A 23,855-nucleotide genomic window follows, 5' to 3' on the forward strand; every position below is an offset into this window, starting at 1 on the left:
GCGCTCGCCGGGCGGGCCGCCGGTCAGCGGGGCAGGGCCCGCAGCAGCAGGCGGCGCGGACGCAGCGTGATCCCGATGCGGGGCCTCGGGTCGGAGCCGGGTGCCTGCTCGAAGCGGTAGGCGCCGGCGATCGCGGCGGTGAGCAGCGTGAGTTCGGCCATCGAGAAGTGGTCGCTGGGGCACTTGCGGTTGCCCACGCTGAACGGGCTCATCGCGTACTTGGGGACCTCGGCGGACCGCTCCGGGAGCCAGCGGTCGGGGTCGAACTCCTCGTGCCGGTCGTAGGAGCGGGGGTCGCGCTGGATGGCGTACGGGCTGTAGATGACGTCCGCGCCCGCCGGGATGGTGCAGCCGCCCAGCTCGGTGTCGGCGACCGTCCGGCGGGTCAGAATCCAGACGGCGGGATAGAGCCGCATTGTCTCTACGACGACATTCGCCGTGTACCTCAGTTTTCGGACGTCGTCGAATGTGACGGGGCGGTCGCCCACCACCGTTTTCACCTCGTCGCGGATCTTGTCACCGAGGTGCGGGTGCTCGGTGAGGACGAGAAGCAGCGACATGATCATGGATCCGACGGTTTCGCTGCCCGGGGTGAGTATCGCGATGACCTGATCGTGGATCTCCTGCTCCCCAATAGGCTCGCCATTCTCGTCCTTCGCCTCCAGCAAAGCCGTCAGCAAATCGTCCGGTTTTTGACCGCTCGCCCGGCGGTCGGCGACGATCTCGTCGACCAGGAGATGCAAATCGGCCAATGCGCGGTTGAATTCCCGGTTCCCGGCGAGCGGGACCTTGTAAAGGGGTCCGAGCGGCACGACCATGCGCTGGTACATGCCGCTGAACAGCGTGGCCAGCGCGGCGCAGATGCGCTCGGCGCGGGCGTCCATGTAGCTGCCGCGCATCAGGCACCGGGCGGCGACGCGCACGGCGACGCGGAAGGACTCCGCGGTCACGTCGAGCACCTCGCCCGACCGCCAGCGCTCCACCAGGGCGTGCGCCTCCTCGGTCATGATCGGCCCGTACTCGGGGATCACGTCGAGCCGGAAGGCGGGCTGGATGGTGCGCCGCTGGCGGCGGTGGAGCGGGCCGTTGGCGGTGGCCACGCCCTCCTTGCCGAGCAGGCTCTCCAGGGACTCCCACAGGGGGCCCGCGATGATGTAGTCGGGGCTGAGCGCCAGCGCCCCGGTGAGGGCGGGCGCGGTGACGGCGTACACCGTCTTCGGGCCGAGCCTGAGACGGACGACGTCGCCGTGGTCGCGCAGCCGGCTCAGGAAGGCCAGCGGGTCGCGGGCCAGCCGCAGGCCGTGGCCCAGGAGCGGGACCGCGCCGCCGGCCAGGGGCGGTTCACGCCGTGGCCGGCCCGTCTGCGACCTGTCCTCGGGCTTCACCGACTCGACGGTCATTTCTCACCTGCCGCTTCGTTGTTGACGTAGGGGGGCGTGGACCGGTCGTCCCAGCTGTCGACCATGTACCGGCCGGACTCGTGATGGAACCAGTAGACGGAGCTGAACCAGTTGCGCATATTGCCGACGCAGGCCCGCACGGCGGAACTCAGTTCTTTCCCGCGTACCGTCCCGTCCGCGAGAGCGTCAGCGAAACGCAATGCTTCCTGTTCCGCGACAAGGAATTCTGCTATGCATTCCTCGATACGGCGGCGGATTTCCGCTATTGCTTCCTCGAGACTCAGCCCTTCGTGTTTGACCAGACTTATCCCGAGGTTGTGCACCTCGTCACCCGCTATTTCCTTCGGCAGGGAACACAGGTCGTTGTACCAGGCGGCGAATTCCTGGCTCAGCAGGGCCGGACGCCGGTAGGCGGGATGCTTCCGGACGGCGTCCGGGAGTTCGCAGCCCGCGCTCGGCTCCAGCAGGTCCGTCCAGATCCAGTGGGCGAAGGTGAGCCGGCGCAGGGCCAGGTACTCCTCGACCGGGGGCACGACGCCCTCGCCGCGGTTGTGGAACTCCCGGTCGTACGCGTCGATCACCGCGTGGAAGTGCCGGGCGAAGCGGGCGTTCCAGGTGCCCGGCAGGAACGAGTACAGCCGCAGCACGCTGTCCGCGAACCCCGCTACCAGGGCGTCCGGGTGGTGCAGGTGTTCCCGCGGGGCGTCGAGCGCCGTGTGCAGCGCCCTTCGCAGCCTGCGCCAGGCGACGGGACGGCCGTGGACGATGTCACGGTCGTGCCGGTCGTCCCAGAGGAAGAACCAGGCGCTGTAGTCCGCGATGGCCTGCAGCACCTCGTCCGGGGCTCCGAGGTAGTACCCCGCCATCAGGTCGGTGTAGCGCAGGCCGTCGGCGTGCTGCTCCACCTTGTCCGCCGGCATGAGCCGCTTTTCGAGCAGCCAACCGCGGGTCTTCTCCTGGAGTTCGGGCCAATAGGCGTGCAACTTCCTGGGAAACGCCGCTTCGATCACCGGAAGAGCGAGTGACGGTGGCACCGCGACCGCCGTCGGTGTGGATGTGGACGTCGATGTGGTGCTGTATGGGAAAGCTGGCACGAACAACCCCTCTCAGCCGCCAGTGGCGCCCGCCCCTTCGCTGTGCCCGGCGCACGCCGTCACGCATCCCCGTACTCCCATTCAGCACCACAACTGACCTTCCTGGGAACGGATTTGGCCCACTCGTCGGCTGGGATGCCGAGAATATCCCCTTGTGTGACTGATTCTGATTCAACAGTTGCGCAGAGTACAAAGACCCGACCGGGTGAGTGGCCGTGCCATGAACACAAAGACGGCGCCCGGCCGGTGTGCGGTCGGGCGCCGTGTGCGCGACGGGCGCGCCCCGGCGGTGCCGGGGCAGCCCTGGGGCGGCGGGGGGCTCAGTCGTTGGCGACCACGGGGTAGCGCGGCTCGTTCTCGGCCATCTGCCGCAGCGCGTCCTTGCGCTCCCGCTTGGAGAGCCGGTCGATGTAGAGGTAGCCGTAGAGGTGGTCGGTCTCGTGCTGCAAACAGCGTGCGAAGTAGCCGGTGCCGCGCACCTTGACGGGGTTGCCCCGCTCGTCCTGGCCGGTCACCTCGGCGTAGTCGGGGCGGGCGAGCGGCGCGTAGGCGGTCGGCACCGACAGGCAGCCCTCGTTGCTGTCGTCCAGACGGCGCCGGTCCGCGGGCAGCTCGACGAGGCGCGGGTTGCAGACGACGCCCACGTGCCGCACGCCCTCGTCGTCGGGGCAGTCGTAGACGAAGACCTTGAGGTCGACGCCGATCTGGTTGGCGGCCAGGCCCACCCCCTCGGCGGTGCGCTGGCTGGCGAACATGTCCGCGACCAGCTGCTGAAGCTCGTCACCGAACTCGGTGACGTCCCTGCACTCCTTGTGCAGCACCGGGTTGCCGACGACCGTGATCGGCCGCGAGGTGCCCCGCTCGCGCCAGGCCGCCTCGCGCGCCTCGCAGTCCTCCGTGTCGACGACATAGCCCTCGTCGTCGACCGGGAGCACGCCCGCCTGCTGCTGATCGGTGTCCTGCTGCGCCATGACCGACGTACGCCTTCCTGCAAGCCTGAGAAGTTCTGCCCGTACAGCCTACGGGGACCGGCACGGGCCCCGCTTCAGCAGACCTCTTCGAGGTCCCGCCAGTCACGGGAATCGGGGCTGTCCGCGACCCACCCGTCCAGCAGTCCGCGCACCAGCGAGGCCGGGGCGGCCACCCCGCACTCCCGCTCCGGCACCCACAGCTGCCCGTCGGTGCGGTGGCCCAGCGGCCCGGGGTGCCCCGGCTCGCTGTGGTCGTGCGGGTCCAGGTGCACGCCGTCGCCCTCGTCGGAGGGCATCCGCGACTCCGAGCACGTGCGGCACAGCAGGCGGACCGAGGACGACCAGTCCTCGGCGGCGAACCCGGCGTCCGCGGCGAGCTGCTCCAGCGCGTCCCGGTCGGCCTCGGTGGCGGCCTCCAGCAGGACCACCCAGGTGGGCACCGGTGAGGGAGCCCACAGTTCGATCTCGTCGAAGACGGGGAAGCTGTGCCCGGCGGCGGTGGTCCGCTCGCCGTGGGGCACGCCGTCGTGCAGCACGACCTCGCCCCAGCGCCGCCCGGAGGAGGGCAGCGGGATCGACAGCACCTCGATCCGGGCCGGGTCCAGCCGCCGGCCCCACACCACCTCGGCCTCGCCCTCCGGCGACAGCCGCACCGCCGCACTGCCCAGCTCCATGCCGACCGGTTCACCGGCGGCGGCCGCGCCCCCGGGCACCTTCAGGCCGTACGCCTGCCACGCCCGGCGGGCCAGCGGCCAGTCCTGCAGCGCGGTGGCCGCGATGCCGACGTTCCACCAGTCCGGCGCCCCGGTCTCCTTCTCCAGCAGGGCCACGGCCCGCAGGCCCGCCGCCCGCGCCTGTTCCCAGTCGTGCCGGAACTTGTGCAGCAGCGCGAGGTTGAACCAGGACTCCGACAGCCAGGGCTCCAGATCGGCGGCGCGCGTCAGCAGCGCGCCCGCGTCCTCGTACCGGCCGTCGCCGATCAGGGTGAACGCGCGGTCGGTGGCCTGCCGCCAGGAGGCGGAGGGCCGGTGCCGTCCCTTGCCGAAGATCCTCACGATTCCCGCCTGCCAGTTCCGTCGTATGGGCTGGCTCTGCCCCCGGACACCCTTTCCTTCGCATCCAACCACGTACGGCTTGAGGGGCGCTCATTACCCATGGGTTACCCCACAGCGGGGGGAGTCAGACAATCCCCCCGGGCCAGGACCCGGGCCAGAGATTCCACCACATCGGCGGCGTACTCGCCCGCGGTGGCCAGCCGCAGCTCCTCCAGCGCCTTCAGCGAGCCGCCGGGCCCGGCGTCGCGCACCTTCTCGTCGTAGGCGTTCACGGCCCGGACGATCCGCGCGGGCAGCGGCTGCTCCGCGCACGGGTCGGCCTGCCGCTCCACCACCACCGCGACCTCCCGGTCCACCCCGGTCTGCCGGACCACGGCGCCGCCCAGCAGCGCGATCCGCCGCCGCTCGGCGGCGGGCAGTCCCGCGGTGGCGCCCGCGGGCACCGGGTCGACGAGGCTGAGCTGGCCGATGTCGTGCATGAGGGCCGCGTGCTCCAGCACGGTCAGCTCCGGCTCCGCGAGGCCAAGGTCCCGGCCCACGGCCCGGCTGAGCGCCGCCACCCGCCGGGCGTGCCCGGCCGGGGTGTACCCGGCGACCTCGGTGGCGCGGGCCAGCGAGGCGATGGTCTGCCGGTAGGTGTCCCGCACGGACGCGTACCGCCGCAGGGACAGCTGGGTGAGCAGCAGCGGCACACAGAAGACGGGCAGCGCCCACAGGCCCGCCACGGCGACCCCCAGCGCCATCACCGCGCCCGTGGCGCACACCGCGGACCCGATGCCGAGCAGGCCCCGCAGTTCCTCGCGCAGCAGCGGGCCGAACGGCCACCGGGCGCGCCGGTGGGCCTGTGCGGCGGCGAGCACGGCGCCGCACAGCGACGTGAGCACGAGGAGGGCGACCAGCAGCAGGGCGTGCGCGGGTCCGCCCCATGCCCGGAACACCCCGGCGTTGTAGAGCGGTTGGAAGCAGACGGCGGCGAAGGAGACGGTGAGGACGCGGCGGACCAGGTGGTCGAGGGTCCGGCTCTGCCCGCGGGCGATGTGCGGTACGCCGCCGAGGAGCGAGGCGGCGAGCACCACGGCGACCACCTGGCAGGCGGTGTGGTGGCTGGGCCGGCCGGCGTCCTCGCCGAGCAGGGCGTACGACAGCGCCCCGGCGGCCCCGAGCGGCGCGGCCTCGCCGACCTCGGTCCCGGGCCACCGGGTCAGCTCGCCGACCAGCACGAGCGCGCCGAAGGCCAGGGCGGTCCCGGGCGCCTCCAGCCCGGTCCACAGGGTGAGGGTCAGGCAGAGCGCGGCGACCAGGAGGGCGGCGGCGCGCAGGAACACCATCAGGACGCCGGGGTGCCGGTGCCCGGGCCGGCACTCGCGACGGCGCCGGGGCCGGTACTCGCGCGGTCACCGGCGACGCTGCCGGGCCCGGTGCGCGGCGCGGCGGGGCCGGCCGGTGGGCGGGGCGGTCCCGGGCGGGTGTCCTCCGCGGCGGTGACCGACGGCTGCCAGCCGTCCCGGTCCAGGGCCCGTACCAGGGCGGCGACCATGCGCGGGTCGAACTGCGCGCCCGCGCAGCGTTCCAGTTCCGTCAGGGCGGCCCCGACCGGCCGGGCACGCCGGTAGGAGCGGGTGGACGTCATCGCGTCGAACGCGTCGGCGACGGCGACCACGCGCGCGCACTCGGGGATCTGGGCGCCCCGCAGGCCGTAGGGGTAGCCGCTGCCGTCGAGCCGCTCGTGGTGGTGCAGGATCGCCGACCGGGCCTCGCCCAGGAAGGAGATCCCGCGCACCATCTCGTGCCCGTACTCGGGGTGCAGTTCGATCACGCGCCGCTCCTCGGCGGTGAGCGGGCCGTCCTTGCGCAGCAGCCGGGTGGGCACGCCCAGTTTGCCGACGTCGTGCAGGATCCCGGCGAAGCGCAGCACCTCCACGCGGTCGTCGTCCATGCCCAGCTCCCGGGCGATCATCATGGAGGCCTGTCCGACGCGTTCGCTGTGCCCGCGCGTGTACCCGTCCTTGAGGTCGACGGCCTGCACCAGGGCGCGGATGGTCGCCCGGTGGGCGGCGCGCTCGCGGTCGTACTGCGCGTACACCCACCAGGACACGCACATGGGCAGCAGGACGAGCAGCGCCGCGGCCGGCCCGTACGGGCTGCGCCACAGGACCGCCATCATCAGGCCGCCCAGGCCGTGCACGCCGATCGGCGCCAGCGAGCGGACGAACAGGCCGCACCAGGCGCGGCGCACCGACGGCCGCCCCGGCCGCCGCGGCGTCCCCGCCGGTCCGCCGGCGGCCGGCAGCAGGATGCCCCCGTCCAGCACCGTCAGCATCAGGCAGAACGCCGTCACGGCGGCACCGGCGGGGACGAGGGCGTAGGGGAAGTCGTGGCCGACGACGGCGTCGCGTCCGCCCAGCTCCCAGTGGACGCGGGCCGCCGCCCACACGGCGAGGGTGAGCTGCGCCGCCCGCCAGACGCGGCGCAGGGTCTCGGGGCGCCGTCCGGCCGCGGTGAGCAGGGCGCCGGGCAGCGGGACCAGCGCGGCGGCGGGCGGCGGCAGCAGGAAGGCGGCGGCCAGCAGGACGGGGTAGAAGGGCCCCGCGAGGTGCCGTCGGACGAGCAGCCGGCCGCAGCCGGCGTAGACCGCGGCGAGCGCGCACACCGCCCACCAGGGCGCCGGCATCACCGGCAGGGGCAGCAGGCACGCCAGGGCGCCGAGGGCGACACAGGTGACGTACGCGCGGGTGCGTGGCGCAACCGCCTCCATGACGCCCCTCCCGGTCGTGCCCGTCCACAGCCAGTGGGCCGAGCCTAGGGCGCGGGGAGGGGAGTGCGCGGGCCGATAACCCGCGCATTGGCACGTACGGGTGAACCGGAGGTTCAGGACTCCTGGGGGGTCACCGGTGCCGTGGTCACGTCACGGTCGGACGGTACGGAACGGCCGGAGGCGGGCTGGCCGCCCGACCGGATCAGGTCGAGCCGGCCCATGACCTTGGCGCGCAGGTCCGAGGGAACGTCGTCATGGCCGCAGCACCGCTTGACCAGCTTCTTCACGGCCTGCTCCAGGCCGTACTTCTCCAGGCACGGGGAGCATTCCTCGAAGTGCTGCCGGAACTTGTCGCGATCGACGTCCGGCATCTCGCTGTCGAGGAACTCGTACAGGTGGTCGAGGACCTCACTGCAGTCCGTCTCGTGCGGCTCTCCGCAGCTCATGAGCCCGAGCCTTTCGCTTCGTTCGACTCTCCGGCGCCGGCCGGGACCAGTCCCCGCTCGCGGGCGTAGTCCTCGAGCATGCCGCGCAGTTGACGGCGGCCCCGGTGCAGCCGGGACATCACCGTGCCGATGGGTGTCCCCATGATGTCCGCGATCTCCTTGTACGCAAAGCCCTCTACGTCCGCGAGATACACGGCGATGCGGAATTCCTCGGGGATCGCCTGGAGCGCTTCCTTGACGTCCGAGTCGGGCAGGTGGTCGAGCGCCTGCGACTCCGCGGAGCGCAGACCCGTCGACATGTGCGACTCGGCACGGGCGAGCTGCCAGTCCTCGATCTCCTCCGCGGCGCTGCGCTGGGGCTCACGCTGCTTCTTGCGGTAGGAGTTGATGAAGGTGTTGGTGAGGATCCGGTAGAGCCACGCCTTGAGGTTGGTGCCCTCGCGGAACTGGTGGAAGGACGCGTACGCCTTGGCGTACGTCTCCTGCACCAGGTCCTCGGCGTCGGCCGGGTTGCGCGTCATGCGCAGCGCCGCCGAGTACATCTGGTCCAGGAATTCCAGGGCGTCCCGCTCGAAGCGCGCGCTGCGCGCGGCGGTCGACTCCGCGGGCGCGTCCGCACCCGTGCCCTGGCCCTCGGGCAGCTCCGCCTGGCCGTTGTCGGTCCCTGCGTCGGTACCGGGAACCGGACCCACCTCCTCAAGCGACGTCGTGGGACCGAAGGCGGTCCCACTCGTTTCGGAGGATAGACGACGATCCGGTCCGCCCGCCGCCCGAATAGGGGCGGTCCGGGCCGCGTGCAGCACCGACCAGTCCAGGTCAGTACGGCTGCTGCGGGCCGGGCAGATGGTCGAACCCATGCGGCGGACTCCCTTTCCATGACGTCGGCACTGGGGCACCAGCGCTTCTGTCCGGCTCAACAGTGCGCGCACGGCCCGCATTCCCGGGGCGTCACCCGAGTGACGCGGTCCACCGCAGCACACCGCCGGTGAGGACGCCGAGGGCCTGGTCCTGGGTGATCCCGGCGCGCTTGGGCACCGCGAAGCCGTGGTCGCCGTGCGGGACGGTGATCAGCTCGAAGGGGCCCTCGGGGAACTCCTGCGGCCTTCCGAACGGGTCGTTGCCGCCCTGGACGACGAGCGTGGGCACGCCGGCGGCGAGCAGTTCCGCGGCGCGCGACTTCTCCGGCCTGCCCGGCGGGTGCAGCGGGAAGCCGAGGGCGAGCACGGCGTGCGCGCCGAGTGCGGCGGCTGTGCGGCAGGCGACGCGCGCGCCCGCGCTGCGCCCGCCCGAGACGACCGGCAGTCCCGGGGCGGCGAGCGCGGGCCAGACGCCGCGCCAGCCGGTGTCCAGGGTCTTCGGGGCGGGCGCCACCTTCTTCCCGGCCACCCGCCAGGGCTGCTCGACGAGCGCGACCGTCACCCCGTGCCCGGGGAGCGTGCCCGCGAGGGCCTGGAGGTCGCGGGCCTCGATGCCGCCGCCCGCGCCGTGGCCGACGGCGAGGACGAGGCGTGCCCCGGCGGCCTGGTGCCAGGTGACGCGGGCCGGTCCCGCCTCCGTCTCGACGGTCTCGCGGGTGTCAGGGATCACAGGGGTCACCTGGCCGAGGATGCCAGAAGGGGGGCCGGAAGGCGGGACGGCGGCAGGCCGAAGGCGGGTCAGAAGAGGGTGCCCTCTTCCGGCGCCGCCAGTTCCTTCAGCAGCTCGGGACCGTTGTTGCGGACGTTGCTCACCGCCGTGGACACGGGGTGGGCGCGCATCAGCCCCTCGGGCGGCGGGGCCAGCAGGGACCGCAGGTCGCCCGGGTCCGTGCGGGCCGGGTCCAGCCAGGCGTCCCAGCGGTCGGGGGTGAGCATCAGCGGCATCCGGGGGTGGATGTCGGCCAGCGACCGCGGCCCCTCGGCGGGCGCCACCGCCAGCGGGGCCCGCTCGGCTTCCGTGGTGATCACCGAGCAGGTCACCCACCAGGCCCGCGGATGGTCGTCGGGCAGCGTGCGGTCCCGCCAGAACTCGTACAGCCCCGCCATCGCGAACACCGATCCGTCCGCCGGCGTCACGAAGTACGGCTGCTTGCGCGGGCGTTTCCGCTTCCCCTCGACCTCCAGCTCCCGCTCCTCGGTGCCGGTGACCCACTCGTAGTAGCCGTCGGCGGGCACGATGCAGCGCCGGGCGGCGAAGGCGCGGCGGTACGACGGCTTCTCGTGCACCGTCTCCGCGCGGGCGTTGATCATCCGGGCGGCGCCCTCGGGGCTCTTCGCCCACGACGGGACCAGTCCCCACCTCAGCTTGCGCAGCTGCCGAACCGGGCGGGGGTCCTGCGCGTCCTTCACAGGACGGTCGAGGACGACGTGGACCTCCTTGGTGGGAGCCACGTTGTAGTCGGGCTCCAGGATCTCCTCGGGCTCCCACTTCTCGATGCCGAAGACGCCCGCGAGGTCCTCGGCCCCGCGACTGGCTGCATACCGTCCGCACATACGTGCCACACTGCCAGACTCCGTACGACAAGAGGGAGCCGCTCGGAAACATGGACAGTCTCGCCTCCGTCGCGTTGCCCGGCCTGTGGGACCGGCTCGTCGGCAGCCAGCCGGGACCCGACCTGTGGGTGGTGCTCGCCACCGCGGCCGCCGCCCTCGCCGTGGTGGTCCCGCACACCCTGTGGCGCGTCTCCCGCAACGCCGTCACCATCGCCCACGAGGGCGGCCACGGCCTGGTGGCGCTGCTCACCGGCCGCACACTGACCGGGATACGGCTGCACTCCGACACCAGCGGCCTCACCGTCAGCCGCGGCAAGCCCTACGGCCTCGGCATGATCCTCACGGCGGCCTCCGGCTACACCGCTCCCCCGCTGCTGGGCCTCGGCGGCGCCGCGCTGCTGGCCGCCGGACGCGTGACCCTGCTGCTGTGGGCGGCCACGGCTCTGCTGGTGGCCATGCTCGTGATGATCCGCAACGCGTACGGCGTGCTGACCGTGGTCCTCGCCGGCGGCACGTTCCTGCTGGTGTCCTGGCTGGCCGGGACCCAGGTGCAGGCCGCGTTCGCGTACGCGGTGGTGTGGTTCCTGCTGCTCGGCGGGGTGCGTCCGGCCTTCGAACTCCAGGTCAAGCGCTCGCGCGGGGGCGCCGGGGACTCGGACGCGGACCAGCTGGCCCGGCTGACGCACGTACCGGCGGCCCTGTGGCTGTTCCTCTTCCACGCGGTGTCGCTGTGCTCGCTGATGGGCGGGGGCCGCTGGCTGCTCGGCGTCTGACCGTCCCGCCGCGCCGGCGGGGACCGGCCGGCCGTTGCCGACACCGGCGGCCACCGTGCCGGCCCTCCCGGGGCCCGGCGGGCATCGTGCCGCTCACCTCCGTGCACCGGTGCACGGCAGGAAGGCCGGCTCGACACCCTCCTTATAGAGTGGGCCCATGGCCCCGAACCCCGCCCACACCGCCCTCTGGCCCGCCCCGCACGCGAGCGGAGCCGTCGACGCGACGGTCCACGTGCCCGGGTCCAAGTCGGTCACCAACCGTGCCCTCGTGCTGGCCGCCCTGGCCTCCGAGCCGGGCTGGCTGCGCCGCCCGCTGCGCTCCCGGGACACCCTGCTGATGGCCGGTGCGCTGCGGGCGATGGGGGTCGGCATCGAGGAGACGGTGTCCTCCAGTTCCTCCGGCTCCGGCGGCTCCGGCGAGGCGTGGCGCGTCATCCCCGCGGGGCTGCACGGCCCGGCCACCGTCGACGTGGGCAACGCGGGCACGGTGATGCGCTTCCTGCCGCCGGTCGCCGCGCTCGCCGACGGCCCGATCCGCTTCGACGGCGACCCCCGCTCCTACGAGCGTCCGCTGCACGGCGTGATCGACGCGCTGCGCGCGCTGGGCGCCCGGATCGACGACGACGGACGCGGCGCGCTGCCGCTGACCGTGCACGGCGGCGGTGCCCTGGACGGCGGCCCGGTCGAGATCGACGCCTCCTCGTCCTCCCAGTTCGTCAGTGCCCTGCTGCTGTCCGGGCCGCGCTTCAACCAGGGCGTCGAGGTCCGCCACGTCGGGTCGTCGCTGCCGTCGATGCCGCACATCCGGATGACGGTGGACATGCTGCGCGCGGTCGGGGCCCAGGTGGACACACCGGAGTCGGGCGGCGAGCCGAACGTCTGGCGTGTCACCCCGGGTGCCCTGCTCGGCCGGGACCTGACGATCGAGCCTGACCTGTCCAACGCGCAGCCGTTCCTGGCGGCGGCGCTGGTGACCGGCGGCAAGGTGGTCGTCCCGGACTGGCCGGAGCGGACCACGCAGCCGGGCGACCGGCTGCGGGAGATCTTCACCGAGATGGGCGGCTCCTGCGAACTGACCGACTACGGGCTGGTGTTCACGGGCTCGGGAGCGGTGCACGGCATCGACGTGGACCTGGGCGAGGTGGGCGAGCTGACCCCCGGCATCGCCGCGGTCGCCGCGCTCGCGGACTCCCCGTCGACCCTGCGGGGCGTGGCCCACCTGCGGCTGCACGAGACCGACCGGCTGGCCGCGCTCACCAAGGAGATCAACGAACTCGGCGGTGACGTGACGGAGACGGCCGACGGCCTGCACATCCGGCCGCGCCCGCTGCACGGCGGCGTCTTCCACACCTACGAGGACCACCGCATGGCGACGGCCGGTGCGATCATCGGCCTGGCGGTCGAGGGCGTAGAGATCGAGAACGTGGCGACGACGGCGAAGACCCTGCCGGACTTCCCCGACCTGTGGACCGGGATGCTCGGGGCGTAGGACACGGGGAACAGGTCATGCGCCGCTACGGCAAGCACACCGACGAGGACGACATCCGCTCCCGGCCCAACCGCCGCGGAAACCGGCCGCGTACGCACATCCGCCCCAAGCACGAGGACGCCGCCGACGGCATGGTGCTCACCGTCGACCGGGGACGGCTGACGTGCCTGGTCGACGGCCGCACGGTCATGGCGATGAAAGCACGCGAACTGGGCCGCAAGGCCGCCGTCGTGGGCGACCAGGTGGCCCTCGTCGGCGATCTGTCCGGCGCGAAGGACACCCTCGCGCGCATCGTCCGCATCGGCGAGCGCACCTCCGTGCTGCGCCGCACCGCGGACGACGACGACCCCTACGAGCGCGTGGTGGTGGCGAACGCCGACCAACTGGCCATCGTCACCGCGCTCGCCGACCCCGAGCCGCGCCCCCGGCTGATCGACCGCTGCCTGGTGGCGGCGTACGACGCGGGGCTCGCCCCGCTCCTGGTGATGACGAAGTCGGACCTGGCCCCGCCGGACAAGCTCCTGGAACTGTACGGGGCGCTGGACATCCCCTACGTCGTCACCAGCCGCGAGGAGCTGGAGGCCGGAGACGCGGCGGACCGGGTGCGGGCGCATCTGGGCGGCCGGGTCACCGCGTTCGTGGGGCACTCCGGCGTCGGCAAGACCACGCTCGTCAACGCCCTGGTCCCCGCCGAGCGGCAGCGGACGACGGGGCACGTGAACGCGGTGACCGGCCGGGGCCGGCACACCACCACCTCGGCGCTCGCGCTGCCGCTGGCCGGCGGCGACGGCTGGGTCGTGGACACCCCGGGCGTGCGGTCCTTCGGGCTCGCCCACATCGACCCGTCCCGGGTCATCCACGCCTTCCCCGACCTGGAGCCCGGCACCGAGGGCTGCCCGCGCGCGTGCAGTCACGACGAGCCGGACTGCGCGCTGGACGCCTGGGTGGCCGAGGGTCACGCCGACCCCGCCCGGCTGTACTCGCTGCGCCGCCTGCTGGCCACGCGGGAGCGCACGGAGGGCGACTGACCGGGCGCCGGGCGCCCGCGTTGTTTGCCGCACCCGTGGGCAGGTAAGTGCATAATCGCACCGAGCCGGAGCGGCCACGGAACGCGGACACACGGGAGGACAGCACATGGCGTGGCTGCTGGTCATCGTCGCGGGACTGCTCGAGACCGGCTTCGCCGTCTGTCTGAAACTCTCGCACGGCTTCACCCGGCTGTGGCCGACCATCGCCTTCGCCTGCTTCGCCCTCGGCAGCTTCGGTCTGCTCACCCTGTCCCTGCGCAAGCTCGACGTGGGGCCGGCGTACGCGGTGTGGACCGGCATCGGCGCGGCGGGCACCGCGATCTACGGCATGATCTTCCTCGGCGACCTGGTGTCGACCCTGAAGATCGTCTCGATCAGCCTCGTCATCCTCGGTGTGATCGGCCTCCAGCTGTCGGGCTCCACGCACTGAACCGCCGTGCCGGCGGGGCGGAGGAGAGCCACCGCGGGGTGCGGACACCGGCTCGCGTTCCGCTCAGCCGGGCCGGCCTCGGTGCAGCAGGCCGTCCACCAGACCGGCCATCCCCCTCTCCTGGGGCGGGGCCGCGACGCAGGACAGCGCGAGGCGGAACACCAGTTCGCAGACGCCGGCCAGCTCGGCCCGGTCCGCCTCCGTCGCGCCCGGCGCGCACACGGCCGCCACGGCCCGGTCGCGGACGGTGGCGAGGAGTGCGGCGGGCGAGGGCAGCGTGCCGTCCGCCGCACGCCGGGCCGGCACGCCACCGGGGGACGGGGCCGCCGACCGGGCCGGCGAAGGCAGCCGCTCGCTCCAGCAGCCGGTCAGCACGGCCTTGACCAGCGGGTCGCCGCCCGCCGCGGACGCGGTCCACTCGGCGGCGGCGGTGAGCCGCCGCACCGGGTCGCCGTGCCCGGCCAGGGCGCGCTCAACACCCGCGAGCCAGCCGTCCGCCGCTCTCCTGACCAGCGCCCGCGCCAGCCCGTCCTTGCTGCCGAACTCGTTGTACAGCGTCTGACGCGACACGCCGGCCGACGCGGCGACGTCCACCATCCGCACCACGGACCACGGCCGCCGGGCCAGCGCCGAACGCGCGGCGTCCAGCAGGGATTCCCGCGCTGCGGGCATCGTCGCCTCCTGGGGAGCAGCTGTGCGCACAGGTTTGACGCGGGCGCGGGCACTGTCGAGGGTCCGCGGCGGCTTGCCGCGTCCACCTGGTGTTCAGCACCCCCTGTGGCCCTGATTCGCCTCGGACGGATACCGTTCCGTACATGCCCGACTACCTCGACGATCTGCGTCTGGCCCACGTCCTCGCGGACGCGGCGGACGCGGCCACCATGGACCGCTTCAAGGCGCTCGACCTCAAGGTCGAGACGAAGCCCGACATGACCCCGGTCAGTGAGGCGGACAAGGCGGCCGAGGAACTGATCCGCGGTCAGCTGCAGCGCGCCCGCCCCCGTGACGCGGTCCTCGGGGAGGAGTACGGCATCGAGGGCAGCGGCCCCCGCCGCTGGGTCGTCGACCCGATCGACGGCACCAAGAACTACGTGCGCGGTGTGCCCGTGTGGGCCACGCTGATCTCCCTGATGGAGGCCGGCGAGGGCGGGTACGAGCCGGTCGTCGGCGTCGTCTCCGCGCCCGCGCTCGGGCGCCGCTGGTGGGCCGCGAAGGGACACGGCGCGTTCGCCGGCCGCAGTCTGGCGCAGGCGTCCCGGCTCCAGGTCTCCCGCGTGTCCCGGCTCGCGGACGCCTCCTTCGCGTACTCCTCGCTCAGCGGCTGGGAGGAGCAGGGGCGGCTGGGCGGCTTCCTGGACCTGACCCGCGAGGTGTGGCGCACGCGGGCGTACGGCGACTTCTGGCCCTACATGATGGTGGCCGAGGGTTCGGTGGACTTCTGCGCCGAGCCCGAGCTGTCGCTGTGGGACATGGCCGCGAACGCGATCGTCGTCACCGAGGCCGGCGGCACCTTCACCGGTCTGGACGGGCGCCCCGGCCCGCACAGCGGGAACGCGGCGGCGTCGAACGGGCTGCTGCACGACGAGATGCTGGGGTATCTCAACCGGCGCGCCTGAGCATCTGCCGGCACCCCCGCACCACCCGGCACCGCACGCGCGCCCTCTTGTTGACCGCGGCTTTGCCTGCGACTCTGGGAAGCCCCCACTTGTGAACAAGTGAATCCAACCCTCACGCGGTTCCGGACCCTCCGGGGCGCCGCGCCCGCGTGGATTCCTTGAGGAGGTGGCTCCATCCCATGCCCGTCCCCCTGCTGGTCCGCGACGCCATGAGCACGGTGGTCCTCACCATCGGCCCCGACCACACCCTCCGCCAGGCAGCCGCCCTGATGTCGGCCCGCCGCGTCGGCGCGGCCGTGGTCCACGACCCCGACGCCGGCGGCATCGGCATCCTCACCGAACGCGACATCCTCAACTCCGTGGGTCTGGGCCAGAGTCCGGACACCGAGCACGCCCACGCCCACACCACCACCGACGTCGTCTTCGCGGCGCCGTCGTGGACCGTGGAGGAGGCGGCACGGGCCATGGCGCACGGCGGTTTCCGCCACCTCATCGTCCTGGAACGCGGCGAACCGGCCGGCATCGTCTCGGTCCGCGACATCATCCGCTGCTGGGCGCCGGCCCGGCAGCACGCGGCACGGGTGCCCGCCTGAGCGCGCCCCGGCTCACGGCGGGCCGGCCCGGCAGCACGATGCACGGGTGCCCGCCTGAGCGCGCCCCGGCTCACGGCGGGGACCCGGCGCCGGGCACCCCCGCCGCACGAGACGGAGGGCGCGCGGCACGAACGGCGGCGGGCCGGGTTCCCGAAGGAACCCGGCCCGCCGGTCCCGGCAGACGGTCCAGTGCCGGAGTCAGCCGCGCAGCGCCTGCACGGCGGCCTCCAGCCGCTTGCCGAAGTCTCCGTCGGCCTGACGGAAGTTGCCGATCGCGCGCTCGACGATGTCCTCGCGCGAGACCTGGGAGAGGGCACCGGCGAGGTTGCCGATCAGCCGGTCCTTCTCCTCGTCCGTCATCAGCCGGTAGAGGTTGCCCGCCTGGACGAAGTCGTTGTCCTCGGCGTGCGAGGGAGCCGCGTGGTCACCGGTGGCACCCGCCACCTCGACGGGCTGCCACAGCGGGCGGTCCGTCTGGAAGGGGCCGCCGAAGCTGTTCGGCTCGTAGTTCTTCGCGCCCTTGTGGCGGCCGTCGTACAGGTAGCCGTCACGGGCGTGGGTGCGCGCCTCGGTGGCGTGCGGCCGGTTCACCGGCAGGTGCGCGGCGTTGATGCCGACGCGGTAGCGGTGGGCGTCGCCGTAGGCGAACAGGCGGCCCTGGAGCATCTTGTCCGGGGAGGGGCCGATGCCGGGCACGAAGTTCGCCGGGGTGAAGATCGACTGCTCGACCTCGGCGAAGACGTTCTCCGGGTTGCGGTTCAGCTCCAGCTTGCCGAACTCGATCAGCGGGTAGTCGGCGTGCGGCCACACCTTGGTCAGGTCGAACGGGTTGAACCGGTAGCCCGCCGCGTCCGCCGCCGGCATGATCTGCGCGTACACCGTCCAGGAGGGGAACTCGCCGCGCTCGATCGCCTCGCGCAGGTCGCGCTGGTGCGAGTCGGGGTCCTTGCCCGCCAGGACGTCCGCCTCCTCGGCGGTCAGGCACTTGATGCCCTGGTCCGTCTTGAAGTGGTACTTGACCCAGAAGGCCTCGCCGGCCTCGTTGTTCCACTGGTACGTGTGCGAGCCGAAGCCGTCCATGTGCCGGTAGGAGGCGGGGATGCCGCGGTCGCCGAAGAGCCAGGTCACCTGGTGCGTGGACTCCGGCGACAGGCTCCAGAAGTCCCAGACGTTGTCCGGCTCGGTGGAACCCGTGTACGGGTCGCGCTTCTGGGTGTGGATGAAGTCGGGGAACTTGATGGCGTCCTTGATGAAGAACACCGGGGTGTTGTTGCCGACGAGGTCGTAGTTGCCCTCCTCGGTGTAGAACTTCAGCGCGAAACCGCGGGGGTCACGGACGGCGTCCGCGGCGCCGAGGTTGCCGGCCACGGTGGAGAAGCGGAGGAAGGTCTCCGTCTCCTTGCCGACCTCGGAGAGGAACTTGGCGCGCGTGTAGCGCGTGACGTCGGCGGTGACCGTGAAGGTGCCGTACGCGCCGGCGCCGCGGGCGTGCACCACACGCTCCGGGATCCGCTCGCGGTTGAAGTGGGCGAGCTTCTCCAGGAGGAGCTGGTCCTGGACGAGAACCGGGCCGCCGACGCCCGCGGTCTCGCTGTTCTGGTTGTCGGCTACCGGAGCACCGGCCTCCGTGGTGAGCGGCCCCTGGGTCACGTCGCCTCCTGCGGCATTTTTTTCTGCGGTCCTGTCGCTTGGCCTGAGCCAGTCTCGATCCTACAATGGACAATGTCTAAGTCAAGCCAGGCTCCAAAGTCACACTTGTTCGGGATCTGTTCTCCTTGCTGTTAGGCTGGTGTGTATGAGTGACCTTCTGGAACGGCTGCGTGGACGCGGCTGGCGCATGACCGCGCAGCGTCGCGTCGTGGCCGAGGTCCTGGACGGCGAGCACGTACATCTGACCGCCGACGAGGTGCACGCGCGGGCCGTGGCCAAGCTGCCGGAGATCTCCCGCGCCACCGTCTACAACACGCTGGGCGAGCTGGTCACGCTGGGCGAGGTGCTGGAGGTCAGCACCGACAAGCGCGCCAAGCGGTACGACCCCAACGCGCACCGGCCGCACCACCACCTGGTCTGCGCGGGCTGCGGCGCGATCCGCGACGTGCACCCGAGCGGCAACCCGCTGGCCGACCTGCCGGACTCCGAGCGCTTCGGCTTCACGGTCTCGGACGTCGAGGTGACGTACCGCGGGCTCTGCCCGAACTGCTCGTCGGCCTGACGGCCCGCTGACGTAGGGCACTCGGCCCCGGCGCCTCTCCTGGCGCCGGGGCCGAGTGCCGTACGGGTCCGGGGAGGGCGGGTGCGGGCAGGGCGGGCGCACCGGCGGCCGGGACAACGCACCGAGGGCCGGAATCCTGATCGGATTCCGGCCCTCGGCCTTCAGTAGCGGGGACAGGATTTGAACCTGCGACCTCTGGGTTATGAGCCCAGCGAGCTACCGAGCTGCTCCACCCCGCGTCGATGAATAGAACACTACGTGACCGACGGGAGAAGAAGCAAATCGCTTCTCCTGGGCCCCCGTCGGCAGCGGTCCGCGGGGCGTCGCGCCGCGGCGGCCCGCGGACGTCACGCCGACAGTTCCTCGCGCAGCGCGTCCCGCAGCCGTGCCGCCCGCTGGGCGACCTCTCGCGGGCCCAGCGCCACGGCCCGGTCGGCCCACCGCTGCCCCTCCGCCAGCTCGCCCCGCCGCGCGCAGACGAGGGCCAGCCGCAGCGCCGCCCTCCCGTGCCCGGCATCGGCGGCCCGGGTCCACCACAGGACCGCCTCCGGCTCGCTGCCCTCCCGGGCGAGCAGCAGCCCGAGGTTGAACGCGCCGTTGCGGGAGCCGGCCTCCGCGGCCTCCCGGTACCACCGTGCCGCCTCGACCACGTCCCCGCGTGCGGCGGCCAGCATGCCCACCCGCACCTGCGCGCGGCGGTGGCCCTGGGAGGCCGCCCGCTCGTACCACTCCTCGCACTCGGTCTTCTCGTGGATCACCGACTCCCCGAGTTCGTGCGCGGGCGGCGGCGGACGGCGCGCGTCGAGCAGGGACGCCAGCCGGTACGCGGCCTCCGCGCTCCCGCCGCCGGCCGCGCACCGCAGGTGCCGCTCGGCCTCCCGCTCGTCGCCGCCGCGCAGCCGGGCCATCCCCACCTGGAGGGCCGCCTCCGTGTGCCCGGCCGCCGCCGCCCGCTCGTACCAGCGCAGCGCCTCGGCCTCCAGGCCGCGCCCCGCGTAGAGGATGCCCAGGTTGAAGGCGGCGTCGACGCTGCCGGCCTCGGCCGCCTTGGAGAACCACGGCTCCGCCCCGGCCGTGTCCCCGCCCTGGAGCAGCAGGACCGCCAGCGCGTTCGCGGCCTCCCGGTGACCGGCGTAGGCCGCGTGCCGGTACCACTGCTCGGCCTGGGGGGTGCGTCCCTGCTCGGCGCAGAGCAGCGCCAGGTTGTACGCGCCGTTGACGTCACCGGCGTCCATCGCCGCGCGGTACCAGCGCTCGGCGGTCTGCGTCTCGCCGCGCTCGGCGTGCAGCGCGCCCAGCGCGTTCGCCGCGTTGCCGTCGCCGTCCTGGGCCGCGCGCAGCCACCACACGGCGGCGCTCTCGGTGTCCCCCGCGTCGCGCAGCAGGAAGCCGAGCGCGCAGGCCGCCCGCGCCTCGCCGTCCTTGGCGGACGTCAGGTACCAGCGGCCGGCCTCCTTCAGCTCCCCCCGCTTCTCCAGGATCGCGCCCAGGTGGAGCGCGGCACGCCGGTGCCCGCGGGCGGCGGCCTGCCGGTACCACTGCTCGGCCTCCGCCGGTGGGCCCGCGCCGCTGTCCGCGGCCGACTCCCCGGCCCGCCGGTCCAGTGCCCGCGCCAGGCGGTACGCGGCCTCCCGGTGCCCCCGCTCGGCGGCGACGCGCATCCAGCGCTCGGCGTCCGCGTCGGCACGGTGTTCGAGCAGGTCGGCGAGTGCGTAGGCGCCCAGGACGTGGCCCTGCTCGGCGGACTGGCGCAGCCAGTACTCGGCGGCGGGCTCGTCGCCGCGCTCGCGGTGGTGCCGTCCGAGCGCGTGGGCGGCCGGGGCGGAGCCCGCGACGGCGGCGATACGCCACCAGCCGGCCGCCTCGTCGGCGTACCCGCGCTGCTGGAGGAGGACTCCCAGGTTGTTGGCCGCCGCCCGGTCACCGGCCGCGGTGGCGGCGCGCAGGTGGGGTTCGGCTCCGTCGAGGTCGCCGCGGCGCAGCAGCATGGCCCCCAGGACGCTCATCGCCTCGACGTCGCCGGCCTCGGCGGCGAGCCGGCGGCGCGCCAGCTCGGCGACCTCGTCGGCGACCGCGCCGGTCTCGTCGGGGCCGGTCCCGTCGGTGCCGGTGCCGTCCAGGCCGAGCGGGACCGCACCGGTCCGGTCCGTGCCCGCGTGACGTGTACCGGTCGCGTACGGGTGCGCGCTTCCGGCCCCCTCGGGCTCCTCGGCCGGCCCGCGATCGGAAGTCTGCACAAATCGCCCTGACTCGAACAGAGTTACCTTGTCCCCCATAACGTCCATCGTCGCACCACCCGCAACCTGGGTACACCCGGTATACCGCAGCCAGTGAGGTCACTTCAGCGTTTTGTCGACATGCCCACAGAGAGACAAGTCAAACACAGATCGCCCAACTCCCCTCGGCGGCACGGCGGTCCGGCAGGTCGGCACATGCGTTCGCACATCACGGAGGCCCGGATCCGCATCGGGATCCGGGCCTCCGAGTCGGTCAGGAACGGTCAGGTTCCGTTCCCGCTTTTGTCATTTCCGTTCTTGGCGTCGCCATTCCCGGCACCGCCGGTTTTGGCGCCACCGGTTGCGGCGTCACCGTTCTTGGCAGCGCCGTTCTTGCCGCTGCTCTGCTTCTGGGCCTCGGCCTGGGCGTCCTCGGCCCGCTTGAGCGCGTCCTGCAGCTCCTGCTGCGCCTTGCCGTACGCCTGCCAGTCGGTCGGCTTCTTGTTCAGCGCGGTCTGGCCCTCGTCGAACGCCTTCTGGGCGTCCTCCAGCGCCTGCCTGACCGTCGGACTGCTCGACGCCGGCGGGTTGCCGGTGCCGGTCCCCGTGTCCGGCGGCGGGTTCGCGGCACCGGAGGTGCCGAAGACCTTGTCGAGCGCCTCGCCGAGACTGTCCTCGAACGCGGTGGCCCCGCCGTAGGTCACCAGGACCTTGCGCATCAGCGGGTACTTGAGCTGTCCGCCGCGCACGTAGACCGGTTCGACGTAGAGGAATCCGCCGTCGAGCGGGATGGTGAGCAGGTTGCCGTACTCGATCTCCGAATCGCCGCCTCTGATGAGCTTCACGAACTCGGCGATGTTCTGCGAGGAGTTGGAGTTGAACTGGCTCTGCACCTGTTTCGGGCCGCCGACCGTCGTGCTTCTCGGCTTCAGGATCCTGATCTTGCCGTAGTCGGACGTGCCCGCCTGCGAGTCGACCGCCATGAACGCGCTGAGGTTGTCCCGGCCGTTGGGCGTGAACGTCGTCGTGAGCGAGAAGGCCTGGGACGCCTGGCCGGGCATCTTCATGGTCAGGTAGTACGGCGGCACCGCGTTGCCCGACTTGTTCGTCGGGTCGTCGGGCACCTGCCAGACCTCGCTGCTGCTGAGGAAGGTCTGCGCGTCCTGCACGTGGTAGCGGGTGAGCAGCTCGCGCTGGACCTTGAACAGGTCCTGCGGGTAGCGCAGGTGCTCCATCAGCTGGGAGGAGATGGCCGTCTTCGGCTGCACCGTGTCGGGGAAGGCCTTCATCCAGGTCTTCAGGACCGGGTCCTGGGTGTCCCACTGGTACAGCTTGACCTCACCGGTGTAGGCGTCGACGGTCGCCTTCACCGAGTTGCGGATGTAGTTGACCTGGTTCTGCTGGGCCACCACCGCGCGCTGGTTGTTGTTGTACGTCAGCGAGTCGGCCGTGGTGTCGCCGAGCGTCGTACGGGAGGCGTACGGATAGCCGTTGGTCGTCGTGTAGGCGTCGACGATCCACTGGATGCGGCCCTTGACCACCGCCGGGTAGGCGTCGCCGTCGATGGTCAGCCAGGGCGCCACCGCCTCGACGCGCTCCTTGGGCGTGCGGTTGTACAGGATCCGCGAACCGTCCCCGATGGCGCCGGAGTACAGGATCTGCGGCTCGCCGAACGCCAGCGCGTACGCGGCCCGGTTGACCGGGCTGGACAGGCTGACACCGCTCCCGCCCTGGTAACTGGTGGTCTTCTCGCCGTCGTTGTTCGAGTAGTCGATCTCCTTCTGGGGACCGCCGACGATCGAGTAGGTGGTGGTCTTCTCGCCGTAGTAGACGCGCTGCTCGTAGGTGCCGAGGTCGCCGGTGGACGGCAGGTTCTTCTCGGTGAAGACCGGCTCGCCGTTGCTGGCCTCGGTGCCCTTGGCGGCGACCACGCCGTAACCGTGGGTGTAACGGAAGTGGCTGTTGATCCAGTTCTTCTTGATGCCGTCGAAGTTCAGCTCGCGCAGGCCGACGACCGTGTCCTGGACCTTGCCGTCCTTGGTGGGGTACCGGTCCACGTCCAGGTTGTTCGGGAAGGTGTAGAACCCGCGGATCTGCTGGATCTGCTGGAAGGTGGGCGAGACGATGTTCGGGTCGAGGATGCGGACGCTCGCCGTCTTGTCCACCTGGTCGCGCAGCGTCGACCTGTCCTTGGTGCTGCTCGTGCCGTCGTAGTCGGACACCTCGGTGTGGTCGATGCCGTACGCCTCACGCGTCGCCTCGATGTTCTTCGCGACGTACGGTGCTTCCTTGGCCTGCTCGTTGGGCTGCACCTGGAACTTCTGGACGATCGCCGGGTACAGACCGCCGATGAGGATCGCCGAGAGCACCATCAGGCCGAACCCGATCACCGGCAGCTGCCAGGTGCGCCGCCAGAGCGTGGCGAAGAACAGCAGCGCGCAGATGACGGCGATGCAGAACAGGATCGTCTTGGCCGGCAGGTAGGCGTTGGCGTCGACGTATCTCAGGCCCGTCCAGTTGTCGGTGGCCTTGAAGTCGCTGGACTTGACCGCGAGCCCGTACCGGTCGAGCCAGTACGCGACGGCCTTCAGCGCGACGAAGACACCGAGCAGGACCGACAGGTGCCCGGTGGCCGCGGCCGTGGCCCGCGCGCCGGGGCTGGTGACCCGCAGTCCGCCGTACAGGTAGTGGGTCAGCACCGCGGCGATCAGGGACAGGATCGCGGCGGCGAAGCCGAAGCCCAGCAGGAAGCGGTACCAGGGCAGGTCGAAGGCGTAGAACGAGACGTCGAGGTGGAACTGCGGGTCGGTCCTGTGGAACGGCACGCCGTTGACCCACAGCAGCCAGGTCCGCCACTGGCCGGCGGCGGAGGCCCCCGCGATCAGGCCCACCACGGCCGTGATCCCGCACAGCAGCCACTTCTTGTACGGCGCGATGCCCATCCGGTAGCGGTCGAGGTTCTGCTGCTCCATCGACATGGCGCTCAGCGGGGGCCGCAGCCGGTGCGCGAGCCAGACGTTGAACCCCACGGCCAGCGCCATCAGCAGGCCGAAGACGAGGAACAGCCCGATCTTGGTCCACAGTGTGGTGGTGAACACGGACGAGTAGTGCACCGACCGGTACCACAGCCAGTCCGTCCAGAAGCCCGCGAACATCGTGAACGCGATGCCGAGAGCGGCAAGGACGCCCAGTGTCATCAGCAGGGTCCGGGCTCGCCGGGACGGGCGGCCGACTCTGATCCGCGGCCCGGACGGGCCTCCGCCGCGGTCCGGCATCTGGAAAGCCAAGGTGCGCACCTCGAAGTTC

General features: G+C 72.3%; 21 protein-coding genes and 1 tRNA gene. 7 read left to right on the plus strand and 15 right to left on the minus strand.

The features are described from left to right. Positions 1-23 precede the first annotated feature (23 nt). From AC6I72_RS10660 to AC6I72_RS10705, 10 genes are all read right to left on the minus strand, one after another. Entirely contained in the window at positions 24-1,400 is a 1,377-nt protein-coding gene (locus AC6I72_RS10660) for a bifunctional albaflavenone monooxygenase/terpene synthase (protein ID WP_498000570.1), read from the minus strand. After that, positions 1,397-2,494 (minus strand): epi-isozizaene synthase, encoded by a 1,098-nt coding sequence (gene cyc1, locus AC6I72_RS10665; protein WP_498000571.1) that lies wholly within the window; start codon positions 2,492-2,494, stop codon positions 1,397-1,399. Before cyc1 ends, AC6I72_RS10660 begins: the two co-directional genes overlap by 4 nt. A gap of 320 nt (positions 2,495-2,814) precedes the next feature. Continuing rightward, positions 2,815-3,465, minus strand: coding sequence for a peptide deformylase (gene def, locus AC6I72_RS10670; RefSeq protein ID WP_037851964.1), 651 nt, complete (start codon positions 3,463-3,465; stop codon positions 2,815-2,817). A gap of 74 nt (positions 3,466-3,539) precedes the next feature. Then, a complete protein-coding gene (locus AC6I72_RS10675) occupies positions 3,540-4,520 on the minus strand; it encodes a tetratricopeptide repeat protein (protein WP_037851965.1) in 981 nt (326 codons plus the stop codon). A gap of 104 nt (positions 4,521-4,624) precedes the next feature. Next, positions 4,625-5,848 carry an HD-GYP domain-containing protein gene (locus AC6I72_RS10680; protein WP_498000572.1) on the minus strand — a complete coding sequence of 408 codons (1,224 nt, stop codon included), beginning with the start codon at positions 5,846-5,848 and terminating at the stop codon, positions 4,625-4,627. Further along, positions 5,848-7,275 carry an HD-GYP domain-containing protein gene (locus tag AC6I72_RS10685; RefSeq protein ID WP_498000573.1) on the minus strand — a complete coding sequence of 476 codons (1,428 nt, stop codon included), beginning with the start codon at positions 7,273-7,275 and terminating at the stop codon, positions 5,848-5,850. Before AC6I72_RS10685 ends, AC6I72_RS10680 begins: the two co-directional genes overlap by 1 nt. Before the next feature lie 113 nt (positions 7,276-7,388). Beyond that, a complete protein-coding gene (gene rsrA / locus AC6I72_RS10690) occupies positions 7,389-7,721 on the minus strand; it encodes a mycothiol system anti-sigma-R factor (RefSeq protein ID WP_037851967.1) in 333 nt (110 codons plus the stop codon). Then, entirely contained in the window at positions 7,718-8,413 is a 696-nt protein-coding gene (gene sigR / locus AC6I72_RS10695; RefSeq protein ID WP_366724933.1) for an RNA polymerase sigma factor SigR, read from the minus strand. The genes rsrA and sigR overlap by 4 nt, the downstream gene beginning before the upstream one ends. Positions 8,414-8,669: 256 nt before the next feature. Further along, entirely contained in the window at positions 8,670-9,308 is a 639-nt protein-coding gene (locus AC6I72_RS10700; RefSeq protein WP_498004643.1) for an alpha/beta hydrolase family protein, read from the minus strand. 68 nt (positions 9,309-9,376) lie between these two features. After that, positions 9,377-10,192: an SOS response-associated peptidase gene (locus AC6I72_RS10705; protein ID WP_498000574.1), complete on the minus strand. Its 816-nt coding sequence runs from the start codon at positions 10,190-10,192 to the stop codon at positions 9,377-9,379. A gap of 50 nt (positions 10,193-10,242) precedes the next feature. Here AC6I72_RS10705 and AC6I72_RS10710 point away from each other — a divergent pair, with 50 nt between their 5' ends. The 4 genes from AC6I72_RS10710 (at position 10,243) to AC6I72_RS10725 (ending at position 13,912) form a co-directional block, all read left to right on the plus strand. After that, positions 10,243-10,965: a M50 family metallopeptidase gene (locus tag AC6I72_RS10710; protein ID WP_498000575.1), complete on the plus strand. Its 723-nt coding sequence runs from the start codon at positions 10,243-10,245 to the stop codon at positions 10,963-10,965. 157 nt (positions 10,966-11,122) lie between these two features. Continuing rightward, positions 11,123-12,454 (plus strand): 3-phosphoshikimate 1-carboxyvinyltransferase, encoded by a 1,332-nt coding sequence (aroA, locus tag AC6I72_RS10715; protein ID WP_498000576.1) that lies wholly within the window; start codon positions 11,123-11,125, stop codon positions 12,452-12,454. 17 nt (positions 12,455-12,471) lie between these two features. Next, positions 12,472-13,482, plus strand: coding sequence for a ribosome small subunit-dependent GTPase A (rsgA, locus tag AC6I72_RS10720; protein WP_498000577.1), 1,011 nt, complete (start codon positions 12,472-12,474; stop codon positions 13,480-13,482). Positions 13,483-13,588: 106 nt separating this feature from the next. Then, positions 13,589-13,912, plus strand: a complete 324-nt coding sequence (locus AC6I72_RS10725) for a DMT family transporter (RefSeq protein WP_366724938.1) — start codon at positions 13,589-13,591, stop codon at positions 13,910-13,912. 63 nt (positions 13,913-13,975) lie between these two features. Here AC6I72_RS10725 and AC6I72_RS10730 read toward each other — a convergent pair whose 3' ends face one another. Next, the gene (locus AC6I72_RS10730) at positions 13,976-14,584 is read right to left on the minus strand and encodes a TetR/AcrR family transcriptional regulator (RefSeq protein ID WP_498000578.1); all 609 of its coding nucleotides are present in this window, start codon (positions 14,582-14,584) and stop codon (positions 13,976-13,978) included. A 143-nt stretch (positions 14,585-14,727) separates the two neighbouring features. Between AC6I72_RS10730 and hisN the strand changes: the two genes are divergently transcribed. Together hisN and AC6I72_RS10740 are read left to right on the plus strand one after the other, a co-directional pair. Continuing rightward, positions 14,728-15,528, plus strand: coding sequence for a histidinol-phosphatase (gene hisN, locus AC6I72_RS10735; protein WP_498000579.1), 801 nt, complete (start codon positions 14,728-14,730; stop codon positions 15,526-15,528). A gap of 191 nt (positions 15,529-15,719) precedes the next feature. Then, on the plus strand, positions 15,720-16,121 hold the full coding sequence (locus AC6I72_RS10740; protein ID WP_498004644.1) for a CBS domain-containing protein: 402 nt from the start codon (positions 15,720-15,722) through the stop codon (positions 16,119-16,121). Between the two features lie 198 nt (positions 16,122-16,319). Here the strand turns inward: AC6I72_RS10740 and AC6I72_RS10745 are convergent, their stop codons facing one another. Next, entirely contained in the window at positions 16,320-17,771 is a 1,452-nt protein-coding gene (locus AC6I72_RS10745; protein ID WP_498000580.1) for a catalase, read from the minus strand. Between the two features lie 145 nt (positions 17,772-17,916). On the opposite strand from AC6I72_RS10745, the gene AC6I72_RS10750 reads away from it, so the two are divergent. Next, the gene (locus tag AC6I72_RS10750; protein WP_037851986.1) at positions 17,917-18,333 is read left to right on the plus strand and encodes a Fur family transcriptional regulator; all 417 of its coding nucleotides are present in this window, start codon (positions 17,917-17,919) and stop codon (positions 18,331-18,333) included. 165 nt (positions 18,334-18,498) lie between these two features. On the opposite strand, the gene AC6I72_RS10755 is transcribed toward AC6I72_RS10750, so the two are convergent. The 3 genes from AC6I72_RS10755 to AC6I72_RS10765 form a co-directional block, all read right to left on the minus strand. Further along, positions 18,499-18,572, minus strand: a tRNA-Met gene (locus AC6I72_RS10755). 108 nt (positions 18,573-18,680) lie between these two features. Further along, positions 18,681-20,609 (minus strand): SEL1-like repeat protein, encoded by a 1,929-nt coding sequence (locus AC6I72_RS10760; protein WP_498000581.1) that lies wholly within the window; start codon positions 20,607-20,609, stop codon positions 18,681-18,683. 224 nt (positions 20,610-20,833) lie between these two features. Beyond that, the gene (locus AC6I72_RS10765) at positions 20,834-23,824 is read right to left on the minus strand and encodes a UPF0182 family membrane protein (protein ID WP_498004645.1); all 2,991 of its coding nucleotides are present in this window, start codon (positions 23,822-23,824) and stop codon (positions 20,834-20,836) included. Positions 23,825-23,855 lie beyond the last annotated feature (31 nt).

Source organism: Streptomyces sp. Xyl84, from assembly GCF_059731885.1.